Here is a 23,725-nt window from a genome sequence, read left to right as displayed (position 1 = left end):
CGTCGTTTCTCCTTTCCCAACCGCTATATCGGGCGCAAAGCCGATGGAGACAGCGCGTTTTCAAGTGCTTACAGCGCCCCTGGCGACATCCCGCCATGCATTCCCAAGCTCGCCTGCTATGGCAACAAGTCGCTCCGCCCGATTTCCTGCAAATATTCGCGGTACGCCGGGTAAATGGCGTCAAGCTGCGGCAATACTTTCAAGGCGTTCACAAGCGGCCCTTGCACTTTGATTTGCTGGCGGGCGAGCGCCTGCTGCAAATCAAGCTTGCCGAGCCAAAATTTATGCCCCACATCAGCCGTCTGCTCAAAAATGAGCTCCGGGTGCAGCGCTGTTTCGCCGCAGACAATTTTCAATTTCCCGTTTTCCTGCGCCCATGTAATTTTCGCTTCCGGCTTATGGAAAATGTATTGGACAAACGCGTCATATCCAGGTCCTAGCTCCGTCGCCGCAATCAATTCTTTTGACTCTTCCGTTTCGGCCACGCGTTCAAAAAAGCGGCCGAGAACGTCGTATACTTCCTGCTCGCTTTGAAACACCGGCATGCATATCCCCCTCCCTCTAAGCATCGATGGACCAAGGCGCTGCGGCCCTCTTTTTTATTCATCAAAGCGGATGATGCCGCGAATGTTTTGCCCGCTCTTTAGGGCGGCGAATCCGTCGTTGATTTGGTCGAGCGAATAGACGGCGCTGATGAGCGGTTCGAGCTTCAGCTTGCCCGCCGCGTACAAATCAAGCAACTTCGGGTAGTCAACCGGCGGATTGCCTTGGCCAAGCCACGAACCGGTCAACGTTTTGGATTGGGACGGCAGCGAAAAGGCGTTGATCTCCACCGTTTCATGCGGCGCGGCGATGCCGACGATGACCGTCGTTCCCGCTTTTCTTGTCATGTTGTACGCGTCGGCCATCGTCTCCGGGCGGCCGATCGCTTCAAACGCATAGTCGACGCCGATGCCGTCGGTCAAGTCGAGCACGGCGCTGACGGCATCGTCCTCGCGGGCGTTTACGGTGTGCGTCGCCCCGAACGTTTTCGTCATCGCCAATTTTTCATCGACGACATCAATGGCAATAACTTGTTTCGCCCCCGCTAACGCGGCTCCTTGAATGATATTGAATCCGACGCCGCCGGCGCCAATCACAGCGACTGTGCTGCCCGGGCGCACTTGCGCTGTATGAATGACCGCTCCCACCCCGGTCATGACGCTGCAGCTGATCAATGCCGCCAACTCAAACGGCACATCGCGGCGAATCGGGATGGCTGCCTGTTCCGGCACGACGGTGTACTCGCTGAACGCTCCGGCGGTTAAAAATTGATAGACGGGTTTCCCACGCAGCGAAAAGCGCGTCGTCCCATCCGGCAGCGTGCCGGTCGCCGTCAGTCGAGCCGCCTCCTCGCACATATCGGGCCGCCCGGTGCGGCAGTAGCTGCACGTCCCGCATGACGGCACCCAATTGAGCACCACATGGTCGCCTTGTTTGACACTTGTCACCCCTTCCCCGACTTCCTCGACAATGCCCGCTCCTTCGTGGCCGAGCACAATGGGAAGCGGGAGCGGCAATTGCCCTTGAACCACATGCCAATCGCTATGGCAAAGGCCCGCCGCTTTCATTTTCACTTTGACTTCCCCGCTCTTGGGGCTTGCCAAATCCAGTTCTTCGATTGACATCGGCTCCCCGTAGCGGTGCAATACTGCGGCTTTTGCCATGTCGTTCCCTCCTTTTCCATCCGCCCATTACGCCCGCTTGCCGGCCATATCCGCTTCCTCTTCACGGATGCCGCGGCCCCGCAATGCATCCAAATAGGCGTCCCATTCCTGCTTGAGCGTTTCTTTCAGCTTGAAAAGGCCGATGACGAGCGGCCGGGTCGAATGGTCTTGCAAAAACACATCGCGGATGACATCCTCAAACTCTTCCTTTTTCCCCGGCAGGCCGTGGTCTTTCCCATACAGCAAATGCTTATCGAGCAACCGTCGGATCGTCGGGCTTCCCGGCCCGCCGCTTTGCCGGTAAAACGCCTCGATGCGCTTTGACATCGTCAGCTCTTCTTGTTCCTCGCGCATGTTCCTTCCTCCCTCTTTAAAATCGCGGCCGCTGTTTGCGCGTCCGGAACAGCCGCCAGCCAAGGAAAACGACCAAAATGACAGAAGCGGCCAACCCGATGTTGGCGATCGTCGTTTTCTCCATGCCGAGAAACGTTCCGCCCGGGATGCTGGCGACAATAAACCCGGTGGCCATAATGATGGCAAACGCGATGATGGAAAGCGCCAGCCGGTTGGCGATTTGATTGAGCGTATTGCGCGTCACCGGGTCGGTTTGGACTTGCACGGTCATGCGCCATTTGTTTTCGGCCATCGTCTCCAACACTTTGTTGAACCGGCGCGGGAAGGTGGCGATCATTTCCGCCGTTTCAGCGACAAGACTCGCGTTGGCGCGAAAATTAAAGCGCTTTCCGAGGATGCTTTTTAAAATCGGAATTTCATACGCCTCAACGACTTCGCCGTACGAAATTTCCGGGCAAATCCAGCGCGCCGTCCCTTCGGTGGCGGAAAATCCTTTCGCCCAAAGCGCCAAGCCGTTCGGGACTTTGCAGTAGTTGCGGAGCCCGATCGCCGTCGCTTCAAGGACGAGGCGGCCGTAGTTGTAGCGGCTGCTCCCTTGATGGGCGGACACATAGTTTAACGTCAACGTCCGCAGTTCATCTTTCAATTTGACAACATCGGTGTAAATGGTGGGCGACATCAGTTCCATAAACACTTCGGCGGCGTCTTCCGCCTGGTTGAGCTGGATGTGCAAAATGACGCGCATTAAAATTTGCGCCATCACGCTGTCCATCCGCCCGGTCATCCCCCAGTCGATGATGACCGCCTTTTTCGTCCGCTTGTCGATCATAATGTTGGAACCGTGGGCATCGGCGTGGTAATGGCCGTCGAGCATCGTTTGCACGTAATGATGGACAAGGTCAATCATAATGTTGACCCGCTCTTCGAAGGTGAGAAAATCGACAGGGAAGTCTTTAATGAGCCAGCCGTCGATATATTCCATAATTAGGACGCTTTTCGTCGCGTCGTACACGTGCGGAACCGTGACATGTTCAGCCCTCCTTTCGTACTTTTGCTTCATTTCTTGCATTTTTCTTGCTTCTTCCGTCATGTCGAGCTCATCCATGGCGCTGCTGTAATAATCTTGCACGAGCCCTCCAAGATCCAAAGCGGCCTGCAGCTCGGGCGGCAGCCGCTTCTGTAAGCGGGCGGCCATTTTTTTGATAATGGCGATATCGGTTTGAAACAGCTTTTCGACCGTCGGGCGCACCACTTTCACGGCGACGACCGGACCATCTTTCAGCTTCGCTTTGTATACTTGGGCAAGCGACGCTGAACCGAGCGGCGTTTCGTCGATCCACTCAAACGTCTCGAGGCCGTCGGACAGCTCGCGTTCGAGAATGTATTGAATTTTGGCAAACTCGATCGGCGGCACCCGGTCAAGCAATTTCTCCAGCTCAAGCGTAATCGGCTCTGGCAATAAATCTTGCCTTGTGACAAGCACTTGCCCGAGCTTGATGAACGTCGGGCCGAGCTCCTCAAACGCCAGGCGCAGCCTTCGGCCGACATGGCGCCAATAGTCGTTGTCCCCTCCCTTTCCCCGCAGCTTATGGGCGATGGCGTCGCCCAGCACCATGCCGAGCCCGTTTTTGACAAGCACAGCGATGATTTTCCGCCGTCGTTTTCCCGCCGTAATGGCGGCCAGCTCCTCTTCAATGGCAGCGCCAATGGCCGCAAAGTCGCGCGCCGGTTTTGGCTTGGCCGTTTCGAGTGATGCGTGCAACCCGCTTCCCTCCTTTCTGCTTACAGCCGCTCGATGATCGTGGCGGTTGCCATGCCAAAGCCGATGCACATCACTTGCAATCCGTATGTCCCGTCCATGTCCTCAAGCTCATGGAGCAGCGTCGTCATCAGCCGGGCGCCGCTCGCGCCGAGTGGATGGCCAAGGGCAATCGCCCCGCCGCGCGGATTCACTTTCGCCATGTTCGGTTCGAGTTCCCGCTCCCACGCCTTGACGACGGAAGCGAACGCTTCATTGACCTCGATCGCATCCATCTGATCGAGGCGCAAACCGGCCTTTTGCAAAACGCTTCTCGTCGCGGGAATAATGCCGGTGAGCATCATGACCGGATCTTCTCCGACGACCGCGCGGGCGACGATGCGGGCTCTCGGTCGCAAACCGAGCTGCCGGGCTTTTTCTGCCGACATGAGCAGCACGCCGGCCGCTCCGTCGCTCACTTGGCTTGAGTTGCCGGCCGTGATGACACCGCCTTTTGGCTGAAATGATGGCGTTAACGCTGCTAACTTTTCGAGCGAGGTGTCGCGCCGAATCCCTTCATCGCGGGCAAAGCGCACCGCGCCATCTTCTCCCGGCACGTCAAGCGGAAGAATCTCCCGCTCAAACATCCCGCGGTCGGTTGCCGCCGCCGCTTTTTCATGGCTTTGCAAGGAAAACGCATCAAGCTCTTCCCGCGACAATCCCCATTTTTTCGCGATCATCTCCGCAGAAATCCCTTGCGGCACGATGTTGTACCGACTTGTCAGCTGGCGGCTGAACCGCCCCATGTCGCTTCCCATCGGAACGCGCGTCATGCTTTCGACCCCGGCGGCGATGGCGATGTCGATGTCGCCAGCCAAAATCGCTTGCGCCGCGTTATGGATGGCCTGCTGACTCGAGCCGCACATCCGGTTTAAGGAAAACGCCGGCACTCCGACCGGAAATCCGGCGGCGAGCACCGCTTGGCGGGCGATGTTGCCCCCTTGCTCTCCGGTCATTGTCACACAGCCGACGATGACATCTTCCACCAGGCCGGCATCCAGCCCATTTCGGTCGACAAGCGCCCGCAGCACCGGAACAAGCAAATCGACCGGATGGACGCTTGAGAGCGCCCCTTTTTTCTTGCCGATCGCCGTGCGCACGGCGTCAACAATCACCACTTCCCTCATGCCGCTCCTCCTTTTCTGTCTGAACATCGAACTTCCTTCAGCACGCCCCGAAGCGCGGCGTCCGTTTCGTCAAAACGTAAACAATTCAATGCCGCCGGAGACGTTTAAGCCAATCCCAGTGATGTATTTCGCCTTATCCGAGCAAAGAAACACAATGGCGTTGGCCACATCTTCCGGCTCGCCCGGACGGCGGAACGCGGTGCGCTGAATCATGCGCTCATTCATTTTCGGGTTGCCCATGCGGAACGCTTCTGTGTTGATGATGCCCGGGACGATGGCGTTCACCGTAATGCCGTAGCGCGCCCCTTCAAGCGCCATGCTTTTCGTAAAGCTCAGCACCGCTCCTTTCGTCGCCGAATAGCTCGCCTGGCCGAAGCCGCCAAGCGTCCCGGCGACGGACGACATGTTGATGATCCGCCCCCATCCTTGCTCTTTCATATACGGCCATACCGCTTTTGTACAGTTGTACGTGCCGGTCAGGTTCACCCGCAAATCGCGCTCCCAAAACTCATCGTTTTGCTTTTCGATTTGCGAAACGTGGTCGAGCGTGCCGGCGTTGTTGACCAAAATATCAATGGAACCAAACTCTTCTTTGACGCGGGCAAACACTTCTTTCACTTGCTCGCGGTCGGTGACGTCCATTTTGAGAGCCAGCGCCCGCCGCCCCATGGCGCGAATGTCTTCCGCTGTCTTTTCGGCGTACACCACTTTTGTACTCTGCATCACTTGTGAGAGCGGCCCATATTTTTGCGCCGTCTGTTTGCTTTCTTCATCCGATTCGAGCAAAATATCGGTAATGACGACATCCGCTCCCGCTTCGGCAAGCGCCAAGGCATCCGCGCGCCCGAGGCCGCGTGAGGCGCCGGTGACGACCGCCACTTTTCCTTTCAGCAGTTCCGCCCATGACGACATCGGTGATCCCTCCGTTTAACGTAAAAATTGCGGTTGTTTCTTTTGGAAAAACGCCGCCAGCCCAATCGCCGGCTCTCCTGTCTTAAACGTTGCCGCAAATGACGCCGCTTCGATGCCAAATCCGTCTTCTGGAAGCCCTTCGGCCGCATAGATGGCCCGCTTGGCGAGCCCCATCGCCCGCACGGCCCCTTCTGACAGTTGCTCGGCAAACGCCGACGCCTCTTCTTCCAACCGCTCCGGGGGCGTGACGCGATGAATGAGGCCGAGTTCGAGCGCTTCTTGCGGGTCAAGCCGTCTGGCGAGAAAAATGAGTTCCGTCGCTTTCGCCCGCCCGACGAGGCGCGTCAGCCGCTGCGTGCCGCCCGCGCCAGGGATCAGGCCGAGCGAGACTTCCGTCAGGCCGATCTTGCCGCCGCCCATGATGCGGAAATCGCACGCCAGCGCCAATTCGCAACCGCCGCCGAGCGCGTAGCCGTTGATGGCCGCGATGACCGGCTTCGGCATCGTCGCGAATCGGTCGAAGCAGCGCTGCATGCGGGCGCTTTGTTCGGCGATGCCCGCTTCATTGCCGGCAAACTGGGTTCCTCGCTGAATCATGTCCTTTAAATCAGCGCCGGCGAGAAACGTTTTCGGATGGGCCGACGCGATGACGACAACGCGCACTCCGCGGTCGGCTTCCAATTCATCGGCCGCTTTCTCCAATTCTTCCATTAATCGCTCGCTAATGGCGTTCGCCGGCGGGTTGTGGATCATCACCCAAGCGACTCCTTTGTTTCGCCGCTCTATGCGCAACGTTTCATAAGGCATCGGAATTCCCCCTTTCGTTCAATCGAACCGGCAAACTTCACAAATGATCATCGCTCTCCACCGCGAGCGGAGATGTTTGGGTCGCCGCCTCGCTCTTCTATACGTGCACGCCGTATGGCGCATACAACCGTCTTGCTGTGACAAGGCGCTGGATTTGCTGCGTGCCTTCAAAAATATCAAACACTTTCACATCGCGGTACAATTTCTCGACCAAATGTCCGCCAAGGCCGACGGGACCGAGCAGTTCAAGGCACATAGCGCAGACATGAAGCGCCATTTTCCCCGCCACGGCTTTGCAGACGGCCGCTTCCATCGCATTCGGCTCGCCAATGTCGGCTTTCCACGCCGCTTCCCACGTCAACAGGCGAGCAGCGTCAATCTCTTGCTCCGCCTCGGCAAGCAGGGCGGCTGCTTCATAGTACAACCGTCCTTGTTTCGGGTACTCGCTGCGAACGATGTCAAGCGTATATTCATAGGCGGCGCGGGCGATGCCGACGGCCATGGCCGCGACGATCGGCCTCGTGCTGTCAAATGTTTTCATCGCCACTTGGAAACCGGACGGTTTATTCGCATTTGCGCTATACAACTCTTCACCGCCAAGCAAATTTTCATCAGGAACAAAGCAGTCTTCAAACAAGAGCTCCGCCGTTTCATTGGCGCGCAAACCCATCTTATGGACGGTGCGGGTCGCGACAAATCCCGGCGTCCCTTTTTCGACGACAAACGCCCGGTGCCCGGCGCGGCCCAACTTCGGATCAACCGTGGCGAACACGACGACCCAAGAAGCGCGGGCGCCGTTGGTGATGAAAATTTTTTGCCCGTTTAAGAGATAGCCGCCGTCCACTTTTTTCGCCGTCGTGCGGATGCCGGACGCGTCCGAGCCGGCTTCCGGTTCCGTCAAGGCGTAAGCTCCCCAGCGCGGCTCATCTTTTGTGAAAATGGACAAAAACCGCTGTTTTTGCTCGGGCGTGCCGCTCGATTGAATCGGCGGACCGCCTAAGCCAGGGCCGGGAAGGGAAAGGGCGATGCCTGGGCATCCCCACGCGAGCTCCTCAGCGGCGATGACGGCCACGCGGTTGCCTTCGCGCTCTTTTTTCTCTTTCTTTCCTTCCGCATGAGACGGCGGACGCCCTCCGCCAAACGAAGACGCATTCAGCTGGATGCCCATTTTGTTGACTTTTTGCAGCCATTCGTCCGGCACCCGCCCGAGCCGGTCGGCCTCCAGCGCGATCGGACGCACTTCATGTTTGGCGAACCAATGGACGAGCTCTTTCATTTGTTTTTGCTGCGGTGATAAGGTAAACGAAATCATTGCGCCACCCTCTCTTTCCGTTCATTGAGCAGCTGTTCGCCGCGGCGGATGAGCCAGTCTCGCTCCCGGCCGTACAGCATCACTTGCGCCTGGGCGTCGCGCATCCATTTTTCAGCCGGGTATTCTTGCACGTACCCGTGCCCGCCGAGCATTTGCACCGCTTGGTCGGTGACATAGCGCAGGGAGCGATGAGCTCGCGACAACGCGCTCCAGGCGTAGCCGCCCGCCTGTTCATCCCCTCGGTCAACTGCAGCGGCCGCTTGCCATACAAGCAGTTTCGCCCCGCGGCATTCGAACGCCATCTCTGCGATCGTAAATGACACCCCTTGGAACTTGGCGATCTCTTGTCCGAACGCCTTTCTTCCCGCGGTGTATTCAATGGTGTAATCAAGCGCCGCCTCCATCAAGCCGACTTCCTTCGCCGCTTCGATGACTTGGTTTCGGGCGCGCACGCGGTTGAGCAATGCGTCCGCTTCCGAGCCCCAGGCAACGAGTTGTTCCGGACCGGCGTACACTTCCGCAAACCGAAGGCGAGCGATGCCGGCAGCCAGCAGCCCAAGCCTTATGTCTCCTTCTTCGATCTCCCATACTCGCTCATCAAAGGCGAGCAATACCGTTTCCTCTTCTTCGTCCCTAGCGGCGATGACCGCCCAGTCGGCTTTCGACGCCAAGCGGACTGGAGACGACACCCCGTCCACAATATATCCGCTGCCGCGCCGGCGCACGCGAATCGCTTCCTTCAGCGGTTCTTTTTGTTCCGCTTCGTCGATCCAGGCGACAGTCGGCCATCCTCCTTTCGCCATCTCCCGGTACCGGTGCCACACGCGGTGCTCGGAAGACAGACGAAAGAGGGAAGACGCCTCCCCGGCCCCCGGAAGCCCTTGAATGACGCCTAAATCGCCATAGCTGAGCCCTTGCCAAATGAGCGCTTGCGAAAGAAGGGGCAGTTCCAAGCCTCCCCACGATTCCGGGAGCTCGAGCGCCGACAAGCCGAGCTCATCCACCCGGTCACTCAAGTCAGCCGAAACGGTCCGGCGTTTCTCACACTCTCTCGCGGCCGGCCGAATTTTCTCGACGGCAAGGCTGCGGGCGACTTGAAAAAACGCCTGTTCTTCTTCAGTCGGTTGAAACGAAATCACCTTGTCCCTCTCCTTTTCCATTACGATTGGACAGCGGGAATAAACTCGCTGGCCCATTCACGCAGCTTATTTTTGTCGATTTTGCCGATGATGTTTTTCGGCAGGTAGCCGACCTTTTTCAAAAAGCGCGGGCTTTTGTATTTCGCCACCCGCTTTTGGCAAAACTCGATCAGCTCCTCTTCGGTCACTTGGGCCCCACGCCGGACGACGACATACGCGGCGACTTCTTCCCCCATTTTCGGCGAAGGAACGCCGACAACGCCGGCTTCCAGCACATCCGGATGGGACATCAGCAGTTCCTCGATATCGCGCGGATAAATATTGAATCCGCCGCGAATGATGACATCTTTTTTCCGGTCGACGATAAACACGTACCCGTCTTCATCGATGCGCGCCATATCGCCGGTATACAGCCAGCCGTCGCGCAGCGCCTGGCGGGTCTCCTCGTCTTTTCCGTAGTAGCCTTGGAAAACGTTCGGGCCGGAAACAATCAGTTCTCCGACTTCGTTCGGCGGCAGGCGGTTGCCGTGTTCATCGACGACAGCCACTTGCACGCCAGGCAACGGAAGCCCGACCGACCCTGGTTTGATCGTCTTCGTCGGATCGGTCGCCGTCACAATCGGCGCTGCCTCGGACAGTCCGTACCCCTCCAAAATCAGGCAATTGAACTTGCGTTGAAACTGCCAAGCGAGCGACGGCGGCAACGAAGCCGAGCCGGACACGCAAGCCGCCAAACTCGATGTGTCGTATCGGTCGGCATCCGAGTAATGGCATAAAGCGTGAAACATCGCTGGCACCATCGCCGTATGCGTCACCCGATGCCGTTCGATCGTCTCCAGCACTTTTTTCGGCTCGAAATACGGCAGGAGGACGATCTTGTCGCCCAATAACAGCGCGACGTTCATCATCGTAAAACCGAACGCATGGGAGATCGGCAGCACGCCAAGACCGACGCGGTCATATTCGGTAGGCAGCCGCTTCGCCATCTCGGCCGCTGCTTCCGCGTTGGCATACAAATTGCGGTGCGTCAGCACGACCCCTTTCGGATGGCCGGTCGTTCCCGATGTGTAAAGCAAGGCGGCAGGGGCATTTTCGGTGACTGCCGCCAGCGGCATGCTGGCAGGAGCTTGCTCCATTCTTGTTCGCAGAGAGCGCGGTGAATGAGGATCGTCAATCGTAAACATCATCGGAGGCGCCGGCAAGCCATTGGCGGCCTCTTTCGCTTTCGCCCACAGCATTTCCGCCGTCAGCACAACTTTCGGTTCGCAATCTTTAAAAATGTAATGGAGCTCCTGCGTCTGCAACAGCGGCAACACCGGCACGACAACCGCTCCTGCTTTCAAGACGCCGCTGAAGGCGACTACTACTTCCGGGCTGTTCGGCATCGTTACAACAACGCGGTCGCCCGGCTTGACCCCAAGTTCAATCAACGCATGAGCCAGCTGGGACGAACGGGCGTCGCAGTCCACGTTCGTATATTCGTTTCCTTCAAAAATCAGTGCCGGATAAGGACCGAACCGCTCGATATTTTTCGTCCAAACCGTTCGTAAATCCATTCCCCCGTCTCCTTTAACCAAATTAGGCGGGCCTGCGAAAAAGGCCAAGCCCGCCGCCTTTCGTCTCCTTCCTTCTGACGGTCGGCGCTGTTGTCAATGCACGGAAAAACATGCCGGCCGGCTTTCTTGTTGTGCTTATTGGTTTTGATTGGCGCTGTTGTAGGCGGACAGCACTTCTTGGAGCCGCAGCGCCAGCCCCATGTCCCCGTCAATGCGAAGCCGCCCGCTCATAAACGCTTCCGTTCCGTTGAGCTCGCCGTCCACCATTTTTTTAAAATCCTCGCTGTCCATGCTGAGCGTGCAATCAGGCGTTTCTTGCTCCCCTTCAATGACAAATCCAGCGTCTGGGCGAAGGACGACTTGGTACACCCCCGCATCAGACCCGCTTAAGTTAAACTGGTACACCGCGACAATCCCATCGGCGCGGGATGGGTCTTCCCTCAATTGCGAATCGATCAGTTGGAAAATGTCTCTTACCGTCGTCATCTTCATGGCCTCCTTAAAAATTTAGAACTGTCTGAAATTTCATTTTGTAATTTTACTATATCGCGTTTCCGTTTCATGTCCTATCCCGAAAATCGTCGGAACTTTCTTTCCTCCCTCGCGGCGCTCCCCGATGTTTTTACGCCTTTAAAGCATGGAGAAGCGCGCGCTCATCGATCAGTTCCAAATAGCGCCGATAAAGCGGAAACGCCGGCACGATGCGCGGCAACAGCTGCAACGCCTTCGCTTTCGATCCTTTTGCCTTCATTTTTCCGGTCATGAGCGCCAATGGAACGTTGATGTTGCCGCCCCAAAATTGGTGGGCGATATCGCCGGTCGTCTTGATGGCGACATCAGGCGCATCGATTGCCTGCCCGAAATAAATGGCGTAGTTTTCACCGGTTTCCGGCCGCCTCGCATCGATGCTGATGACCGCCCCCGGATCGGTCAAATAAAAGACGAACGCGGCGCGGGAACGGCGGATTTGTTCTCCAATCCGATTGATTTGCTCCACCTCATCGCCGTATTCCTGATACGCCGGATGCTGTCCCCACCAGCTGCGCAGCTCCATTTCCGTCCTTGGGCGCGACGGGATTTGCATAAACTCGCCGATCACCCGATACACATGAGCATCATCACGAAACAATGCCATATCCGTTCACTCCCTTCAACCGAGTATGCACTCTCATTTTGGCGTGAAACAACGCCGCCGGCAATTCCGACGATTGCCGGGGAGACGAAAAACGCAAGACATCTCCCCCCCCCCCGAGTTGTTGAAACACGAATCAAGCGCACCAAAGCGGCAAAACAAAAAAATGGCTGCCCCGTTTGTTTGGGGCAGCCGTTTTGGCCAACATGGCTGCAACGATTCTTTTTATTACAATCCGCTTACAAATTCGCCAGCCGCATGACGTCGCGGGCGATCATCAACTCTTCATTGGTCGGGATGACGAGCACTTTGACCGGCGAGTGCGGATAGCTGATGAACGCTTCTTTGCCGCGCACTTTGTTTAGGATGGGATCCCAGTAAACTCCCATAAACTCGAGGCCGCGCAACACTTTCGCCCGCACGACTTCGCTGTTTTCGCCGATGCCGGCGGTGAAGATGATGGCATCGACCCCGCACATGCGCGCCGCATACGAGCCGATGTACTTATGAATGCGGTTCGCAAACACTTCAAGTGCCAGTTCCGCGCGCTCATTTCCTTCGGCGGCCGCTTTTTCCAAGTCGCGCAAATCGCTCGAGATGCCGGACAGACCGAGCATGCCGCTCTTTTTGTTCAGCACTTCAATCACTTCATCCGCAGTCATTCCCGTTTTTTCCATAATGTACGGGATGAGCGCCGGGTCGATGTTGCCGGAGCGCGTTCCCATCGCCACGCCGGCTAATGGCGTAAAGCCCATGGACGTGTCGATCGACTTGCCGCCCTCAACCGCCGCGATGCTCGCCCCGTTGCCTAAATGGCACGAGATGAGGCGCAGCTGTTCGATCGGCCGGCCGAGAAGCTCCGCCGCCCGCTGGGTGACGTATTTGTGCGACGTGCCGTGGAATCCGTACTTGCGGATGCCGAATTTCGTGTAATACTCATATGGCAAGCTGTATAAAAACGACTGTTCCGGCATCGTCTGGTGGAACGCCGTGTCAAACACCGCCACGGCCGGCACGTCCGGCAGCACTTCCTGAAACGCCCGAATGCCGACGAGGTTGGCCGGGTTATGGAGCGGGGCGAGCTCGGACACTTCTTCAATTTGCTTGATGACGTCCTCGGTGATGAGCACCGAATCACTGAACTTCTCCCCGCCGTGGACGACGCGGTGCCCGATGCCGTCAATTTCGTCAAACGAACGGATAATGCCGTAGCGAATGAGCTTATCAAGCAGCATTTTAACGGCCGCGGCATGATCCGGAATCGCCGTCACTTCTTGATGTTTTTCACCGTTTACGACAATGGTGAAAATCGCGTCGTCAAAGCCGATCCGTTCGACGACCCCTTTGGTCAACACCGTTTCTGCCGGCATCTCAAACAGCTGGAATTTCAACGAGGAACTTCCCGCATTAATGGCTAGCACTTTCGCCATCGAAAACACAGCTCCTTTTTTGCCAAAATCCGCTCGCGCTTACCGTTAGTGTGCGCGATTGGGCGCCGTTTCACTATGCCTTTTTCATTGTATGCCTCCCGTTTTCGCGTTTCAAGCGCGGCTTTGTTTCGCAACCGGTTGCAAGAAAAAGTTTTTATGTTGTGAAAAATGAAAACGGAGCTGACCGAAAAGGTGGGTGAAAAACAGCGATTCTTCGATGAAGAAAAGAGCAACATTTATCATCTTGAGCCGAGAAGACCCCCACTTCCACGCGTGAGCGTAAGTGGGGAGGAAGATGCAACCTCTCGTTTTGTGAAGGGGCTTGACGGCCTATACGGTGATCAAAAAGGGCGTCCCGCTGCGTTTGGGACACCCTTTCTTCAACGTTCTTTTTCCGCGGTGATCCAGGCGTCGATTTTCGCCATCATCGCCTGCATCGCCAATTTGTTGGAAAACCGCGGCAGCTCGACAAGCAGCACGTGTTTTGGCTTTTTGACGTTCGGCCCTTTCTTTTGCAAAATCAACACGCTTTTTGCCGCCTGATCGTTTTTAAACATCGACAGCGGCAGCTGCAAGACTCCTTGGACAATGGCCGCCTCTTTTAAAAATTCGTTCAGCTGCCCCGCCTGCGGGCTTGAGAACAACGTATTCGGGATGAGGAAAAACAAGTAGCCGCCCTCTTTCGTATAGCGCAAGCTTTGCTCGATGAACAAATGATGGGCATACGACCGGCCTTCCTTCGCTTTTAAGGCGAAGCGGGCGGCATTGTCGTCATCCGGGTAATAGCCGACCGGCAGATCGCAGACAACGACGTCAACCGGCTCAACAAACAGCGGCCTTAGGCTGTCTTGGTTAAACAGCTGCACCGGATGCTTTTGCAAGTTCGCGTTGACGTACGCCAATTTGACAAGCAGATCATCGACATCGCTGCCGTAGCTCGCCGCCTGTTTTCCCCGAAGGCCGTTTAACACCGCCGTCAATAAATTCGCCGTGCCGACGGCCGGGTCGAGGATCTTAAGCGCCAAATGCGAGCGCGTAAACTCGCGGACCAAATACGCCAAAAACAAACTGACCGCATCCGGAGTCATTTGGTGGTGCGGCTGAACATGCTTGCGCATCCCTTTTAACACCGCAAGCTGAAACGCCTTGCGGATTTCTTCGTTTTGAAACCGTTCCAGCATCAGTTCGCGATACTGCTTTTTCAGCCGTTTCGCGTTCAGCTCGCTCACTTCGCTTTGCAGCACGTCGCCGTGGAACAAATTCTCCCCCGTCTCCGCGACGGCTTCTAAATACGTGCATTGCAGTTCTTCTTGCAAAAGTTGGGCCGTTTCATCGAATACCGTGAACAACCGTTCGACTGGCGTCATCATCTGTACGTCCCCACCTTTCTGCCAACGTCCCTTCTGTATATTGTACGACCGTCCGCCTCGCGCCGCAAGAAAAGCGCCGATAGGAACGGAAAAGGCCCCGAACGGGTCGGGGCCTTTTCATTATTTCGCCGCTTTCGCCGCTTCAATCGCCGCTTCGTAGTTCGGATGGTTCGTCACTTCCGGCACGTATTCGACATACGTCACTGTGTCATTGCTGTCGATGACAAACACGGCGCGGGCAAGCAGGCGCAGTTCTTTGATCAAGACGCCGTATGCTTGTCCGAACGAAACATCGCGATGGTCGGACAACACTTGAACGTTCTCAATGCCGGCGGCGCCGCACCACCGCTTTTGCGCAAACGGCAAATCGACGCTGATCGTCAACACTTTCACATTGTCGAGCTTTGCCGCTTCCTCGTTAAACCGGCGCGTTTGCGCGTCGCAAACCCCGGTGTCGAGCGACGGAACAACGCTGATCAGGCGGACGTGCCCTTTCGTATCCGCGAGCGTCACTTCCTGCAAGTTTTGATCAAGCACGGTGAAATCCGGCGCTTTGTCGCCGACTTTCACTTCGTTGCCGACAAGCGTCACCGGCTGCCCTTTAAACGTCACATAGGCCATGGGTTCTCTCCCCCTTTAGAAAAAATATGTACTACTTCCATACTAAAACGCGGAACGGAATTTTTCAACGATTTTGTCCGTTCATGACAGCGGACAAACAAAAGGCCGGACGCCAACGGTCCGGCTAAATGTCAAAGTCGTCTGCTTTTTGGCCTGCGGCGCCGTCTTTCTTGTTTTTCTTCAGCATCGCCTGAATCTTCTCAAACGCCTGCGGCGCGACATCGAGAATTTTTTCGTATAAGTGCGTGCTTTCATCCAAATGGAGCAGCTTCACCCCGGACGAGTTGACGACGAGAAACGCAATCGGCGTAATCGAGACGCCGCCGCCGCTGCCGCCGCCAAACGGATGTCCGTTCCCTTGGGCCTGCCCGTTCCCGTCGGCTTGCGCCCCTTGGTGGCCATTTTGTTGGCCGTCAAGCATAAACTCGCTGCCGCCGGCGGCAAAGCCAAACCCGACTTTCGAAACGGTCAAAATGACACTGCCGTCAGGCGTCTCCACCGGGTCGCCGATAATCGTATTGACGTCGATCATTTGTTTTAAGTTTTCCATCGCTGTTGTCATCAGCCCTTGAATCGGATGGTTCGTCATCGTCATTCCTCCTAGTAGCCTTCATTTGCCTGCTTGGCCGCCAATGGGTTTCGCTTTGGCAACCGCCGTCCGCGCCAATGTTTGACCACTCGCAATCCTGCTACCATAGCATGCCCGATTCGAAACTGAATCATACATAAAAACACCGTTTCCGAAGCGGCCCGATCGTAGGCCGGAACGATGGCGACAGCCGGAGTTGTTTTCATGTTCATATAGCGGCTCGCAGCGCCGATGATCATGTATTTCAGCGACCAGCCAAGCCCCACGAGCAAGCCCGTTGACGCGGCGTCGCCGGTGCCGATTCTCGTTTTCCACTCCCATTTCGTAATCGTCACGTGGCGGTAAAATTGTTTCATAATTTCATGCAAGTCGACGACTTGCTCGAGAAACCGTTTCAGCTGCTGAAACAGGTCGGCGATTTTTTGCGGCGTCACTTTTCCTCTCTGTTCCTCTTTTCCGTGCGTGCCCCCCATTCCTTTTTTATGGAGAAACGCCACTCCCGGCGCATCCGGATCCATGTCCAGCTTGATGAGCGGAATGCGGACGGTATAGCGGAGGAGGCCAAACAGCGTGCGCACCACGATTTTGCATTCATCGTCGTCTTTCATATGGCGAAACACGACCGTCACCGATACTTTCATCCAGGCGACGAGAAGAAGCAAAAGAACAACCGTTGCGATGACCGCGATGACTGCTTTCAATGTCCGCCCTCCCTTTCATCATCCATTGTCGCCATCTAGAAAAAAAATAAACCTGCCGTTTCGGCAGGCGGACATTGGTTGACGGTCTGTTCTTGATGCAGGCGGATTGTTACTCGCGGACGACGATCGTATCCGCGAACTGGTCATGCATCCCTTTTTTCTTTTCGGAAAACGCAACAAACAAAAAACCGATGAACAGCAATTTTTTCGCGATGAATTTGCCGACGACTTCGCGAAACAACACGGTCAGCCAGGTGAGCGGCTCGCCGCGCTCATCGACCACTTTTAAGCCGAACACCATTTTGCCAAGTGTCTGCCCGAACCATTTTGTCATCAACACGAAATAGGCGTAAAAGACGACGGCGGCCGCGACCGCCGCTGGCGCGAACAAACCGTCCTGCGCAAGCGGCCAATCGAACAGGCGAAAAAGCGGCCAAACGATGAGCCGGTTGAGGCTCGAGACAACAATGACATCAAGGCAATACGCCCAAAAACGAAGCCAAAAGCCGCCGTAGCAGAGGGGGCGCTCTGCCGGCGGGAGATGATCCGCCAGCGTCGCCGTTATTTGCATGTCCGTCATGTTTCCACTCCTTTATTCGGCGTATAAATACATAAGCCGCGGCGAGGATGGGCGCGACAACAGGCGGATGAGCCCGGCCGCCTCGCTGTCCGGCTTCATCCGGTTCGACACCATCTCAAAGAGAGAGCTCCACGGCGCATCGTTCACGTATTTTACGACTTGAGCGCCGGTTAAATGATGCTCTTTTTTGAGCGCAGCGATCGCGTCATCCAAGTAGCCGAACTCGTCGACAAGGAGGAGCGCCTTCGCCTGTCGCCCGTCATAAATGCGGCCGTCCGCCAGCTTGCGCACCGTGTCTTCCGGCAGCTTTCTCCCTTTGGCTACCACATCAACAAACGCATCATACGAATCATTGATCAGCTGCTGCAAAATCTCCCGTTCCGCTTCGGTCATTTTGCGCGCCGGATTCATGATGTCTTTGTACGGCCCGCTTTTGATCGTGACAAGCTCCACGCCGTACTTCTTTGCCAGCCCTTCATAGTTGACGCTTTGCATGATGACGCCGATGGAGCCGGTGATCGTCTCCGGGCTGGCGAAAATTTTATCGCCGGCCGCCGCGATATAGTAACCGCCCGAGGCGGCCATGGCCCCCATCGATACGTAAATCGGCTTGTTCGTCTTCTTTTTCAGCTTCATCAGCTGATCGTAAATTTCCGCGCTTTCCGCGACACCGCCGCCCGGCGAATTGATGCGCAAGATGATCGCTTTGACGTCTTGATCCTCTTTCGCCTGTTTGATCATTTGCAAAAACGTTTGGTGGTTGTACTGTGATGAGGAAAGAAACGACTCCGCTTCCCCCGCATCTTGAATAACTCCGTTCACTTCCAACACAGCGATTTTTTTCAACGGGTCGCCCTCGGCGATGACTTCTTCGCTAAATGGCGACTCCATGAGCGCCAGCCAGCTTTCCGACCAGCCGCCGGCCTTGTCGGACAAAAGAACGCCAACCGCTTGAACAAGCACCGAGATCACAAACAAGGCGGCGGCGATGGCCAACGCGGTCCATCGTTTTCGATTCATCGTCTTCCCCCCTGCATCGGCTGCCCATATTTTTAGAATCCTGGCAAACGTGGTACAATATTCATTGTACATCGATTGATTAGATGATGCCAGCAGGAGGGCAAAACATGGATATGGAACGCAACCGTCTTTATTTTTTTATAAGCGCGACGACAAGCTCATCGAACGGGTGAAGCCGCTCATTGAGCTGGCAGAGCGCGGTCCGTTTGTTGTCGCCGACGACTATCGGGAAGCGAACATCATCGTCAGCATCGGGGACGACGGCGCGTTTTTGCAAGCGGTGCGGCAGACGGGATTTCTTCCTGACCGTTTGTACGTCGGCGTGTCCGTCTTGCCGGCGCGCGGGTTTTACTGCGATTTCCATATTGACGACATCGATCATATGGTGGAAGCGGCGAAAAATTGGAAACTCGAAGTGCGGCGCTACCCAATCATCGAAGTGACGATCGACGGTGCGGCTTCGTTTTTCTGCTTAAACGAATGTTCGATCCGCTCGCAAATCATTAAAACGATGGCGATCGACGTTTTCATCGACGACTTGCATTTCGAGACGTTCCGCGGCGACGGCATCATCGTTTCGACGCCGACCGGCAGCACCGGCTACAATAAATCGGTGCACGGAGCGGTCGTCGATCCGCTCTTGCCGTGCTTTCAAGTGAGCGAACTCGCCTCGCTCAACAGCAACCGCTATCGGACGCTCGGCTCGCCGTTCATTTTGAGCGGCTCGCGGACGTTGACGCTGAAAATGTCGGAAGAAACAAGCCATTTTCCGATCATCGGCCTCGACAATGAAGCGCTCAGCATCCAGCATATTGAGCGGATTGACATTCGTTTAAGCGACCGGGTGGTCAAAACGGTGCGCTTGAAAGACAATTCGTTCTGGGATAAAGTGAAACGCGTCTTTTTGTGAAGCGTGTGTCTGTTCTCCCGGCGAAACACCGGATCTAAAATGGCGAATCCGTTCGACGCGCATGCGGCAAGAGGGTGTCTCGCAACGAGACACCCTCTTGTTTGGTCGCCGCGCGGACATCGCTCCGCTTCTGGCAACGGCCAGCTCAACCGGCTCTTTCTGCTTACGACGACCGGCCGGCAAGGCGGGCTTCCCGCTCGCGCAGCTCGACGCGGCGGATTTTTCCGGACGCCGTTTTCGGCAAATCGTCGACAAACTCGATTTTGCGCGGGTATTTGTACGGCGCCGTCAACTGTTTCACATGTTCTTGCAGGGCCGGAATCAGAGACGGATCGTCTTTGTCGACCCCGTCGCGCAGCACGACAAACGCTTTGACAACATGGCCGCGCACTTCATCCGGACTGGCGACGACGGCGCACTCTTTTACGGCTGGGTGCTTGACAAGCGCGTCTTCGACTTCAAACGGGCCGATCGTATAGCCGGCGCTGATGATGATGTCATCCCCGCGGCCTTCAAACCAGAAATAGCCGTCTTCGTCTTTGCGCGCTTTGTCTCCCGTAATGTAGTAGTCGCCGCGGAACTGCATCGCTGTCCGCTCCGGATCTTTGTAATAATACTTAAACAGCGCCGGCGTCTCGATATGGACGGCGATGTCGCCGACTTGTCCGGGCGGGCACGGCTCGCCGTTTTCATCGATAATTTCGACGCGGTTGCCTGGCGTCGGTTTCCCCATCGAACCCGGCTTGATGGGCATTCCTTTCATGACGCCGACAAGCAGCGTGTTTTCTGTCTGGCCGTAGCCGTCGCGCACTTCGACGCCGAAATGCTTGGCAAACGTGTCGATCACTTCGCGGTTGAGCGGCTCTCCGGCGGACACGGCGCTGTGCAAATGAGATAGATGATAGCGGCCGATGTCCGGCACTTTCGCCATCAAACGATACTCGGTCGGCGTGCAGCACAGCACATTGATGTTGTATTTTTCCAATAGCTGCAAATATTTTTCCGGCTCAAAGCGGCCGTAGTAGACGAAACCGGTCGCCCCCGAGCCGAGCACCGATAAAAACGGGCTCCAAATCCATTTTTGCCATCCCGGTCCGGCTGTCGCCCAAACGAGGTCGCCTTCTTCAATGCACAGCCAGTTTTTCGCAGCCGTGCGCAAGTGGGCGTACGCCCAACCATGGCAATGGACGACCCCTTTCGGATTGCCGGTCGTGCCGGATGTGTACGACAAAAACGCCATATCATCGCGCGAGGTATCCGCCGCCTCAAGCGTTTCGCTCTCTTTGGCCATGGCGTCTTCAAGCGGAATCCATCCGTCCCGGGGTTCCCCGATGACGAACTTCGTCAAACGTTCGATGCCGTCAATCGGCGCAAATTCGTCCGTATACGGCGCATAAGCGACAACCGCTTTCGCTTCGCTATGGACGAGCCGATATTGCAAATCCTTTGTCCGCAGCATCTCCGAGCTTGGGATGACGACAAGCCCGGCTTTGAGCGCCCCTATATACACTTCGTATGTTTCAATGAGGCGCGGCATCATGACGAGCACTTTATCGCCTTTTTCGAGCCCATGCGATAAGAAAGCGTTTCCAATTTGGTTGGCGCGCGCCATCAAGCGGCCGTATGTAATCTCTTTCGTTTCGCCTTGCTCGCTCTCCCATTTCAACGCGATCCGATCCGGGCCGGCGGCCGCATGCCGTTCCATTTCCGATGTTAAATTGTAGCGCTCGGGAGCAATCAAGTCTTCCCGCCTCATCGTTCCTCTCCCCCTCTGTCTTGTTTCGCCTTGGTCGGCATCTTTATTATACAAAATAGTCATTCTATTTTGAATACCGTTTTTCTCATATGAAAGCGGCGGGGAATGCCCCCGCCGCGTAAGCCATCATTATGAAATTAGAATTGGCGTGCGCCGCCCAATTGTTGCTGCGCCATGGCTACGAGACGTTTCGTGATCTCGCCGCCGACCGAACCGTTGGCGCGCGAAGTCGTGTCAGCGCCTAAGTTCACGCCAAATTCTTGAGCGATCTCATATTTCATTTGCTCCAGCGCTTGTTGCGCACCCGGAACGAGCAGTTGATTGCTGTTGTTGCGTGCCATCTGTTTTCACCTCCTTGTACCTATAGAATGTGTGAAAACAGATGGCGATATGCAGCGATGCTTTTTGGTAAATTTTGAGATTCAAAACAGCTCGGCAAACTCATCGCCCTGCCCTGTTTCTTCATCAATGACGAGCGTTTCTGTGTCATTGACTGCCTTTTCCAGAAGCGGAGCGAGGTCGAGCTGGCTCTCATAATGGAACACTTTTTCTTTTTTCGGCTTCGTTTTCGGCGCTCTTGGCGTAAAAATGGTGCAACAGTCTTCATACGGAAGAATGGAAATATCATGTGTGCCGATTTGCTTCGCCAGCTCGATAATTTCAAGTTTATCCATCGAAACAAGCGGGCGCAAAATCGGGGTATTTGTCACCTCATTGATCACGTACATGCTTTCTAGCGTCTGGCTCGCGACTTGGCCGAGGCTTTCGCCCGTGACGATCGCCAACGCCCGCTGGCGGCGGCGCAACGCATCGGTGATCCTAAGCATCGCCCGCCGAGTGGAAATGAGCGAGTACTCGTTCGGAACTCCTTGATAAATGGCTTGTTGCACTTCCGTAAACGGCACGATGTGAAGCTTGATTCTCCCGCCGTATGTCGTCAACTTGCGCACAAGGTCAATCACTTTTTGCTTCGCCCGTTCGCTTGTAAACGGCGGGCTGAAAAAGTGGACGGCCTCGATTTCCAAGCCGCGCTTCATCGACAAATATCCCGCGACCGGGCTGTCGATGCCGCCGGAGAGCATGAGCATCGCCTTGCCGCTCGTCCCGACCGGCAGGCCGCCGGCGCCGAAAATGTCGCGGCACGTGATATACGTCCCGTCTTGGCGCACTTCAATGCGCACGTCAATATCCGGCTCGCGCACGTTGACCGTAAGTCCATCCGTATGCCGCAAAATATGCGCCCCCACCTCGTAGTTCAGCTCGTCGCTTCGATACGGAAACTGCTTGTCGACGCGGCGGGCGCTCACTTTAAACGTTTTTCCTTTGTATGGGAGCTGGCGGACGGCGGCGAGCGCCGTTTCCTTAATGGCGTCCAAATCGTTTTCGCACTTCATCGCCAGGCTGAACGAATGAATGCCAAAAACGGTTTTCAGCTTTTCGATGATCGGTTCATGCGGCTCGCCGTTTAATAAAATGTACATTCGGTCACGCATATATTCAATCTGAATCCGCTCGAACGCCTGCAGTTTGCGGGCAATGTTGTTTTTAAGACGCCGGACGAAGATGTTCCGATTTTTTCCTTTCGTCGTCATTTCTCCGTAGCGAATCAAAATGCGGTCATAGTTCATCATCTTATTCCGTTACCTCGCTTAATGTTTTGATCGCCTGCTTGATCGCTGCCACCGCCGGCGCGATTTCTTCCCGGCTGTTGTCAAACGACAAGCTGATGCGAATGCCGCGCTCGGCTCGGTCTTCACCAAGCCCCATAGCCAAAAGCGTCTTGCTCGGCGCCTTTTTTTTTGATGAACAGGCCGACGTCGTGGAGACGTAGATTCCGCTTTTCTCCAGTTCGTGAACAAACACTTCCGGCTTGATGCCGCTTTTCAGCGAAAAATTGATGATGTGAGGAGCGGCGCCATCGCGCGGCGTGTTGATCTCGATGTCCGGAATCGCCGAGAGCGCTTCAAGCCACTCGTCTTTTAGCGCCTGAAGCCGGCCGATGTCCCGCTCATACCGCTCCATGGCCAAGCGAAGCGCCTTTGCCATCGCCACGATGGCGGCGACGTTCTCCGTTCCGGACCGAAGCTGCCGCTCCTGCCCGCCGCCGGCAATCAACGGCGCCAAGCGGACGCCTTCACGGACGTAAAGCAAGCCGGCGCCGCGCAATCCGTGAAATTTATGCGCCGATATCGTGCATAAATCAACACCGGCTTGCTTCAAGTCGAGCGGCACTTTGCTGATCCCTTGCACCCGATCGACGTGAAACAATGTTTTCGGATAGCGGGACAAGAGGGCGCCGATTTCTTCGATCGGCTGCACCGTGCCAACTTCGTTATTGACGTGCATGACCGACACGAGAATCGTATCGTCGCGCAGCGCGCGTTCCACTCGCTCAACCGATACCCTTCCTTCGCGGTCGACCGGCAAGTACGTCACCTCAAAACCAAGCTCCTCAAGCTGGCGGCACGGTTCAGCGACAGACGGATGCTCGATTTTCGTCGTAATGATATGCCGGCCGCGCCGCTGATATTGCCAGGCGACCCCTTTGATGGCGAAATTGTTCGCCTCCGTTCCGCCGGAGGTAAAAACGATTTCGTTCGGCTTAACGCGCAGCATGGCGGCGATTTGTTCACGCGCCTGCGCCAAAAGCCGCTCCGCCTTCATGCCCAGCCCATGGAGCGACGACGGATTGGCAAAATAGTTCGTTGCGACGGCGACGAACGAATCGACCACCTCGGGAAATGGTTTGGTCGTCGCACTGTTGTCAAGATAAATCATCGCTTCCATCCTCCGCTCATTGCCGGCAAAATATCGCTGTACATCGTCCATCTTAACCAAAACAGGCGCCAATCGGCAACGAAAACACACAGTCATTTACATTATTCACCAAAAACCCATTGAACAA

At 56.0% G+C, this 23,725-nt stretch carries 23 protein-coding genes and 1 pseudogene; 1 reads left to right on the top strand and 23 read right to left on the bottom strand.

From position 1 onward, the window contains the following. Positions 1-116: 116 nt before the first annotated feature. The 19 genes from GC56T3_RS03970 to sppA form a co-directional block, all read right to left on the bottom strand. On the bottom strand, positions 117-545 hold the full coding sequence (locus GC56T3_RS03970; protein ID WP_013144482.1) for a hypothetical protein: 429 nt from the start codon (positions 543-545) through the stop codon (positions 117-119). A gap of 54 nt (positions 546-599) precedes the next feature. Further along, positions 600-1,706 (bottom strand): Zn-dependent alcohol dehydrogenase, encoded by a 1,107-nt coding sequence (locus tag GC56T3_RS03965; protein ID WP_013144481.1) that lies wholly within the window; start codon positions 1,704-1,706, stop codon positions 600-602. A 27-nt stretch (positions 1,707-1,733) separates the two neighbouring features. Beyond that, positions 1,734-2,060, bottom strand: coding sequence for a hypothetical protein (locus GC56T3_RS03960; protein ID WP_011232249.1), 327 nt, complete (start codon positions 2,058-2,060; stop codon positions 1,734-1,736). Positions 2,061-2,076: 16 nt separating this feature from the next. After that, on the bottom strand, positions 2,077-3,822 hold the full coding sequence (locus GC56T3_RS03955) for an AarF/ABC1/UbiB kinase family protein (protein WP_013144480.1): 1,746 nt from the start codon (positions 3,820-3,822) through the stop codon (positions 2,077-2,079). A gap of 20 nt (positions 3,823-3,842) precedes the next feature. Continuing rightward, on the bottom strand, positions 3,843-4,985 hold the full coding sequence (locus tag GC56T3_RS03950) for a thiolase family protein (RefSeq protein WP_013144479.1): 1,143 nt from the start codon (positions 4,983-4,985) through the stop codon (positions 3,843-3,845). Positions 4,986-5,054: 69 nt separating this feature from the next. Continuing rightward, positions 5,055-5,897, bottom strand: a complete 843-nt coding sequence (locus GC56T3_RS03945) for an SDR family NAD(P)-dependent oxidoreductase (RefSeq protein ID WP_011232252.1) — start codon at positions 5,895-5,897, stop codon at positions 5,055-5,057. Between the two features lie 15 nt (positions 5,898-5,912). Next, the gene (locus GC56T3_RS03940) at positions 5,913-6,704 is read right to left on the bottom strand and encodes an enoyl-CoA hydratase/isomerase family protein (RefSeq protein WP_013144478.1); all 792 of its coding nucleotides are present in this window, start codon (positions 6,702-6,704) and stop codon (positions 5,913-5,915) included. Positions 6,705-6,801: 97 nt separating this feature from the next. After that, positions 6,802-8,016, bottom strand: coding sequence for an acyl-CoA dehydrogenase family protein (locus GC56T3_RS03935; RefSeq protein WP_013144477.1), 1,215 nt, complete (start codon positions 8,014-8,016; stop codon positions 6,802-6,804). Continuing rightward, the gene (locus tag GC56T3_RS03930; protein WP_013144476.1) at positions 8,013-9,155 is read right to left on the bottom strand and encodes an acyl-CoA dehydrogenase family protein; all 1,143 of its coding nucleotides are present in this window, start codon (positions 9,153-9,155) and stop codon (positions 8,013-8,015) included. Before GC56T3_RS03930 ends, GC56T3_RS03935 begins: the two co-directional genes overlap by 4 nt. A gap of 20 nt (positions 9,156-9,175) precedes the next feature. Continuing rightward, positions 9,176-10,711, bottom strand: a complete 1,536-nt coding sequence (locus tag GC56T3_RS03925; RefSeq protein WP_013144475.1) for a long-chain fatty acid--CoA ligase — start codon at positions 10,709-10,711, stop codon at positions 9,176-9,178. A 135-nt stretch (positions 10,712-10,846) separates the two neighbouring features. Beyond that, the gene (locus tag GC56T3_RS03920; protein WP_011232257.1) at positions 10,847-11,197 is read right to left on the bottom strand and encodes an SCP2 sterol-binding domain-containing protein; all 351 of its coding nucleotides are present in this window, start codon (positions 11,195-11,197) and stop codon (positions 10,847-10,849) included. Between the two features lie 136 nt (positions 11,198-11,333). Next, a complete protein-coding gene (locus tag GC56T3_RS03915; protein ID WP_013144474.1) occupies positions 11,334-11,846 on the bottom strand; it encodes a hypothetical protein in 513 nt (170 codons plus the stop codon). A gap of 236 nt (positions 11,847-12,082) precedes the next feature. Continuing rightward, positions 12,083-13,273, bottom strand: coding sequence for an acetate kinase (locus GC56T3_RS03910; protein ID WP_011232259.1), 1,191 nt, complete (start codon positions 13,271-13,273; stop codon positions 12,083-12,085). A 380-nt stretch (positions 13,274-13,653) separates the two neighbouring features. After that, positions 13,654-14,643, bottom strand: a complete 990-nt coding sequence (locus GC56T3_RS03905) for a class I SAM-dependent methyltransferase (protein WP_013144473.1) — start codon at positions 14,641-14,643, stop codon at positions 13,654-13,656. 120 nt (positions 14,644-14,763) lie between these two features. Continuing rightward, entirely contained in the window at positions 14,764-15,264 is a 501-nt protein-coding gene (gene tpx, locus GC56T3_RS03900; protein WP_011232261.1) for a thiol peroxidase, read from the bottom strand. Positions 15,265-15,388: 124 nt separating this feature from the next. Then, positions 15,389-15,853 (bottom strand): GerW family sporulation protein, encoded by a 465-nt coding sequence (ytfJ, locus tag GC56T3_RS03895; protein ID WP_013144472.1) that lies wholly within the window; start codon positions 15,851-15,853, stop codon positions 15,389-15,391. A gap of 11 nt (positions 15,854-15,864) precedes the next feature. Next, positions 15,865-16,554 (bottom strand): DUF2953 domain-containing protein, encoded by a 690-nt coding sequence (locus GC56T3_RS03890; protein ID WP_013144471.1) that lies wholly within the window; start codon positions 16,552-16,554, stop codon positions 15,865-15,867. A 109-nt stretch (positions 16,555-16,663) separates the two neighbouring features. Then, positions 16,664-17,134, bottom strand: coding sequence for an RDD family protein (locus GC56T3_RS03885; RefSeq protein ID WP_013144470.1), 471 nt, complete (start codon positions 17,132-17,134; stop codon positions 16,664-16,666). 12 nt (positions 17,135-17,146) lie between these two features. Beyond that, positions 17,147-18,154 carry a signal peptide peptidase SppA gene (gene sppA / locus GC56T3_RS03880; RefSeq protein ID WP_013144469.1) on the bottom strand — a complete coding sequence of 336 codons (1,008 nt, stop codon included), beginning with the start codon at positions 18,152-18,154 and terminating at the stop codon, positions 17,147-17,149. A 107-nt stretch (positions 18,155-18,261) separates the two neighbouring features. On the opposite strand from sppA, the pseudogene GC56T3_RS03875 reads away from it, so the two are divergent. Continuing rightward, positions 18,262-19,064 (top strand): annotated as a pseudogene (locus GC56T3_RS03875) (NAD kinase). Positions 19,065-19,227: 163 nt separating this feature from the next. Here GC56T3_RS03875 and mbcS read toward each other — a convergent pair. The 4 genes from mbcS to GC56T3_RS03855 all read right to left on the bottom strand — a co-directional run bounded on the left by mbcS (position 19,228) and on the right by GC56T3_RS03855 (position 23,598). Next, positions 19,228-20,820: an acyl-CoA synthetase MbcS gene (mbcS, locus tag GC56T3_RS03870; RefSeq protein ID WP_013144468.1), complete on the bottom strand. Its 1,593-nt coding sequence runs from the start codon at positions 20,818-20,820 to the stop codon at positions 19,228-19,230. 137 nt (positions 20,821-20,957) lie between these two features. After that, positions 20,958-21,161 (bottom strand): alpha/beta-type small acid-soluble spore protein, encoded by a 204-nt coding sequence (locus tag GC56T3_RS03865; RefSeq protein ID WP_011232268.1) that lies wholly within the window; start codon positions 21,159-21,161, stop codon positions 20,958-20,960. A gap of 81 nt (positions 21,162-21,242) precedes the next feature. Then, positions 21,243-22,448 (bottom strand): tRNA uracil 4-sulfurtransferase ThiI, encoded by a 1,206-nt coding sequence (gene thiI, locus GC56T3_RS03860; protein WP_041468702.1) that lies wholly within the window; start codon positions 22,446-22,448, stop codon positions 21,243-21,245. A gap of 4 nt (positions 22,449-22,452) precedes the next feature. After that, positions 22,453-23,598, bottom strand: coding sequence for a cysteine desulfurase family protein (locus tag GC56T3_RS03855; protein ID WP_013144466.1), 1,146 nt, complete (start codon positions 23,596-23,598; stop codon positions 22,453-22,455). Positions 23,599-23,725: the final 127 nt, after the last annotated feature.

It is taken from the genome of Geobacillus sp. C56-T3 (assembly GCF_000092445.1).
Taxonomy (GTDB): domain Bacteria; phylum Bacillota; class Bacilli; order Bacillales; family Anoxybacillaceae; genus Geobacillus; species Geobacillus thermoleovorans.
This window is presented reverse-complemented; position numbering and strand designations above follow the sequence as displayed.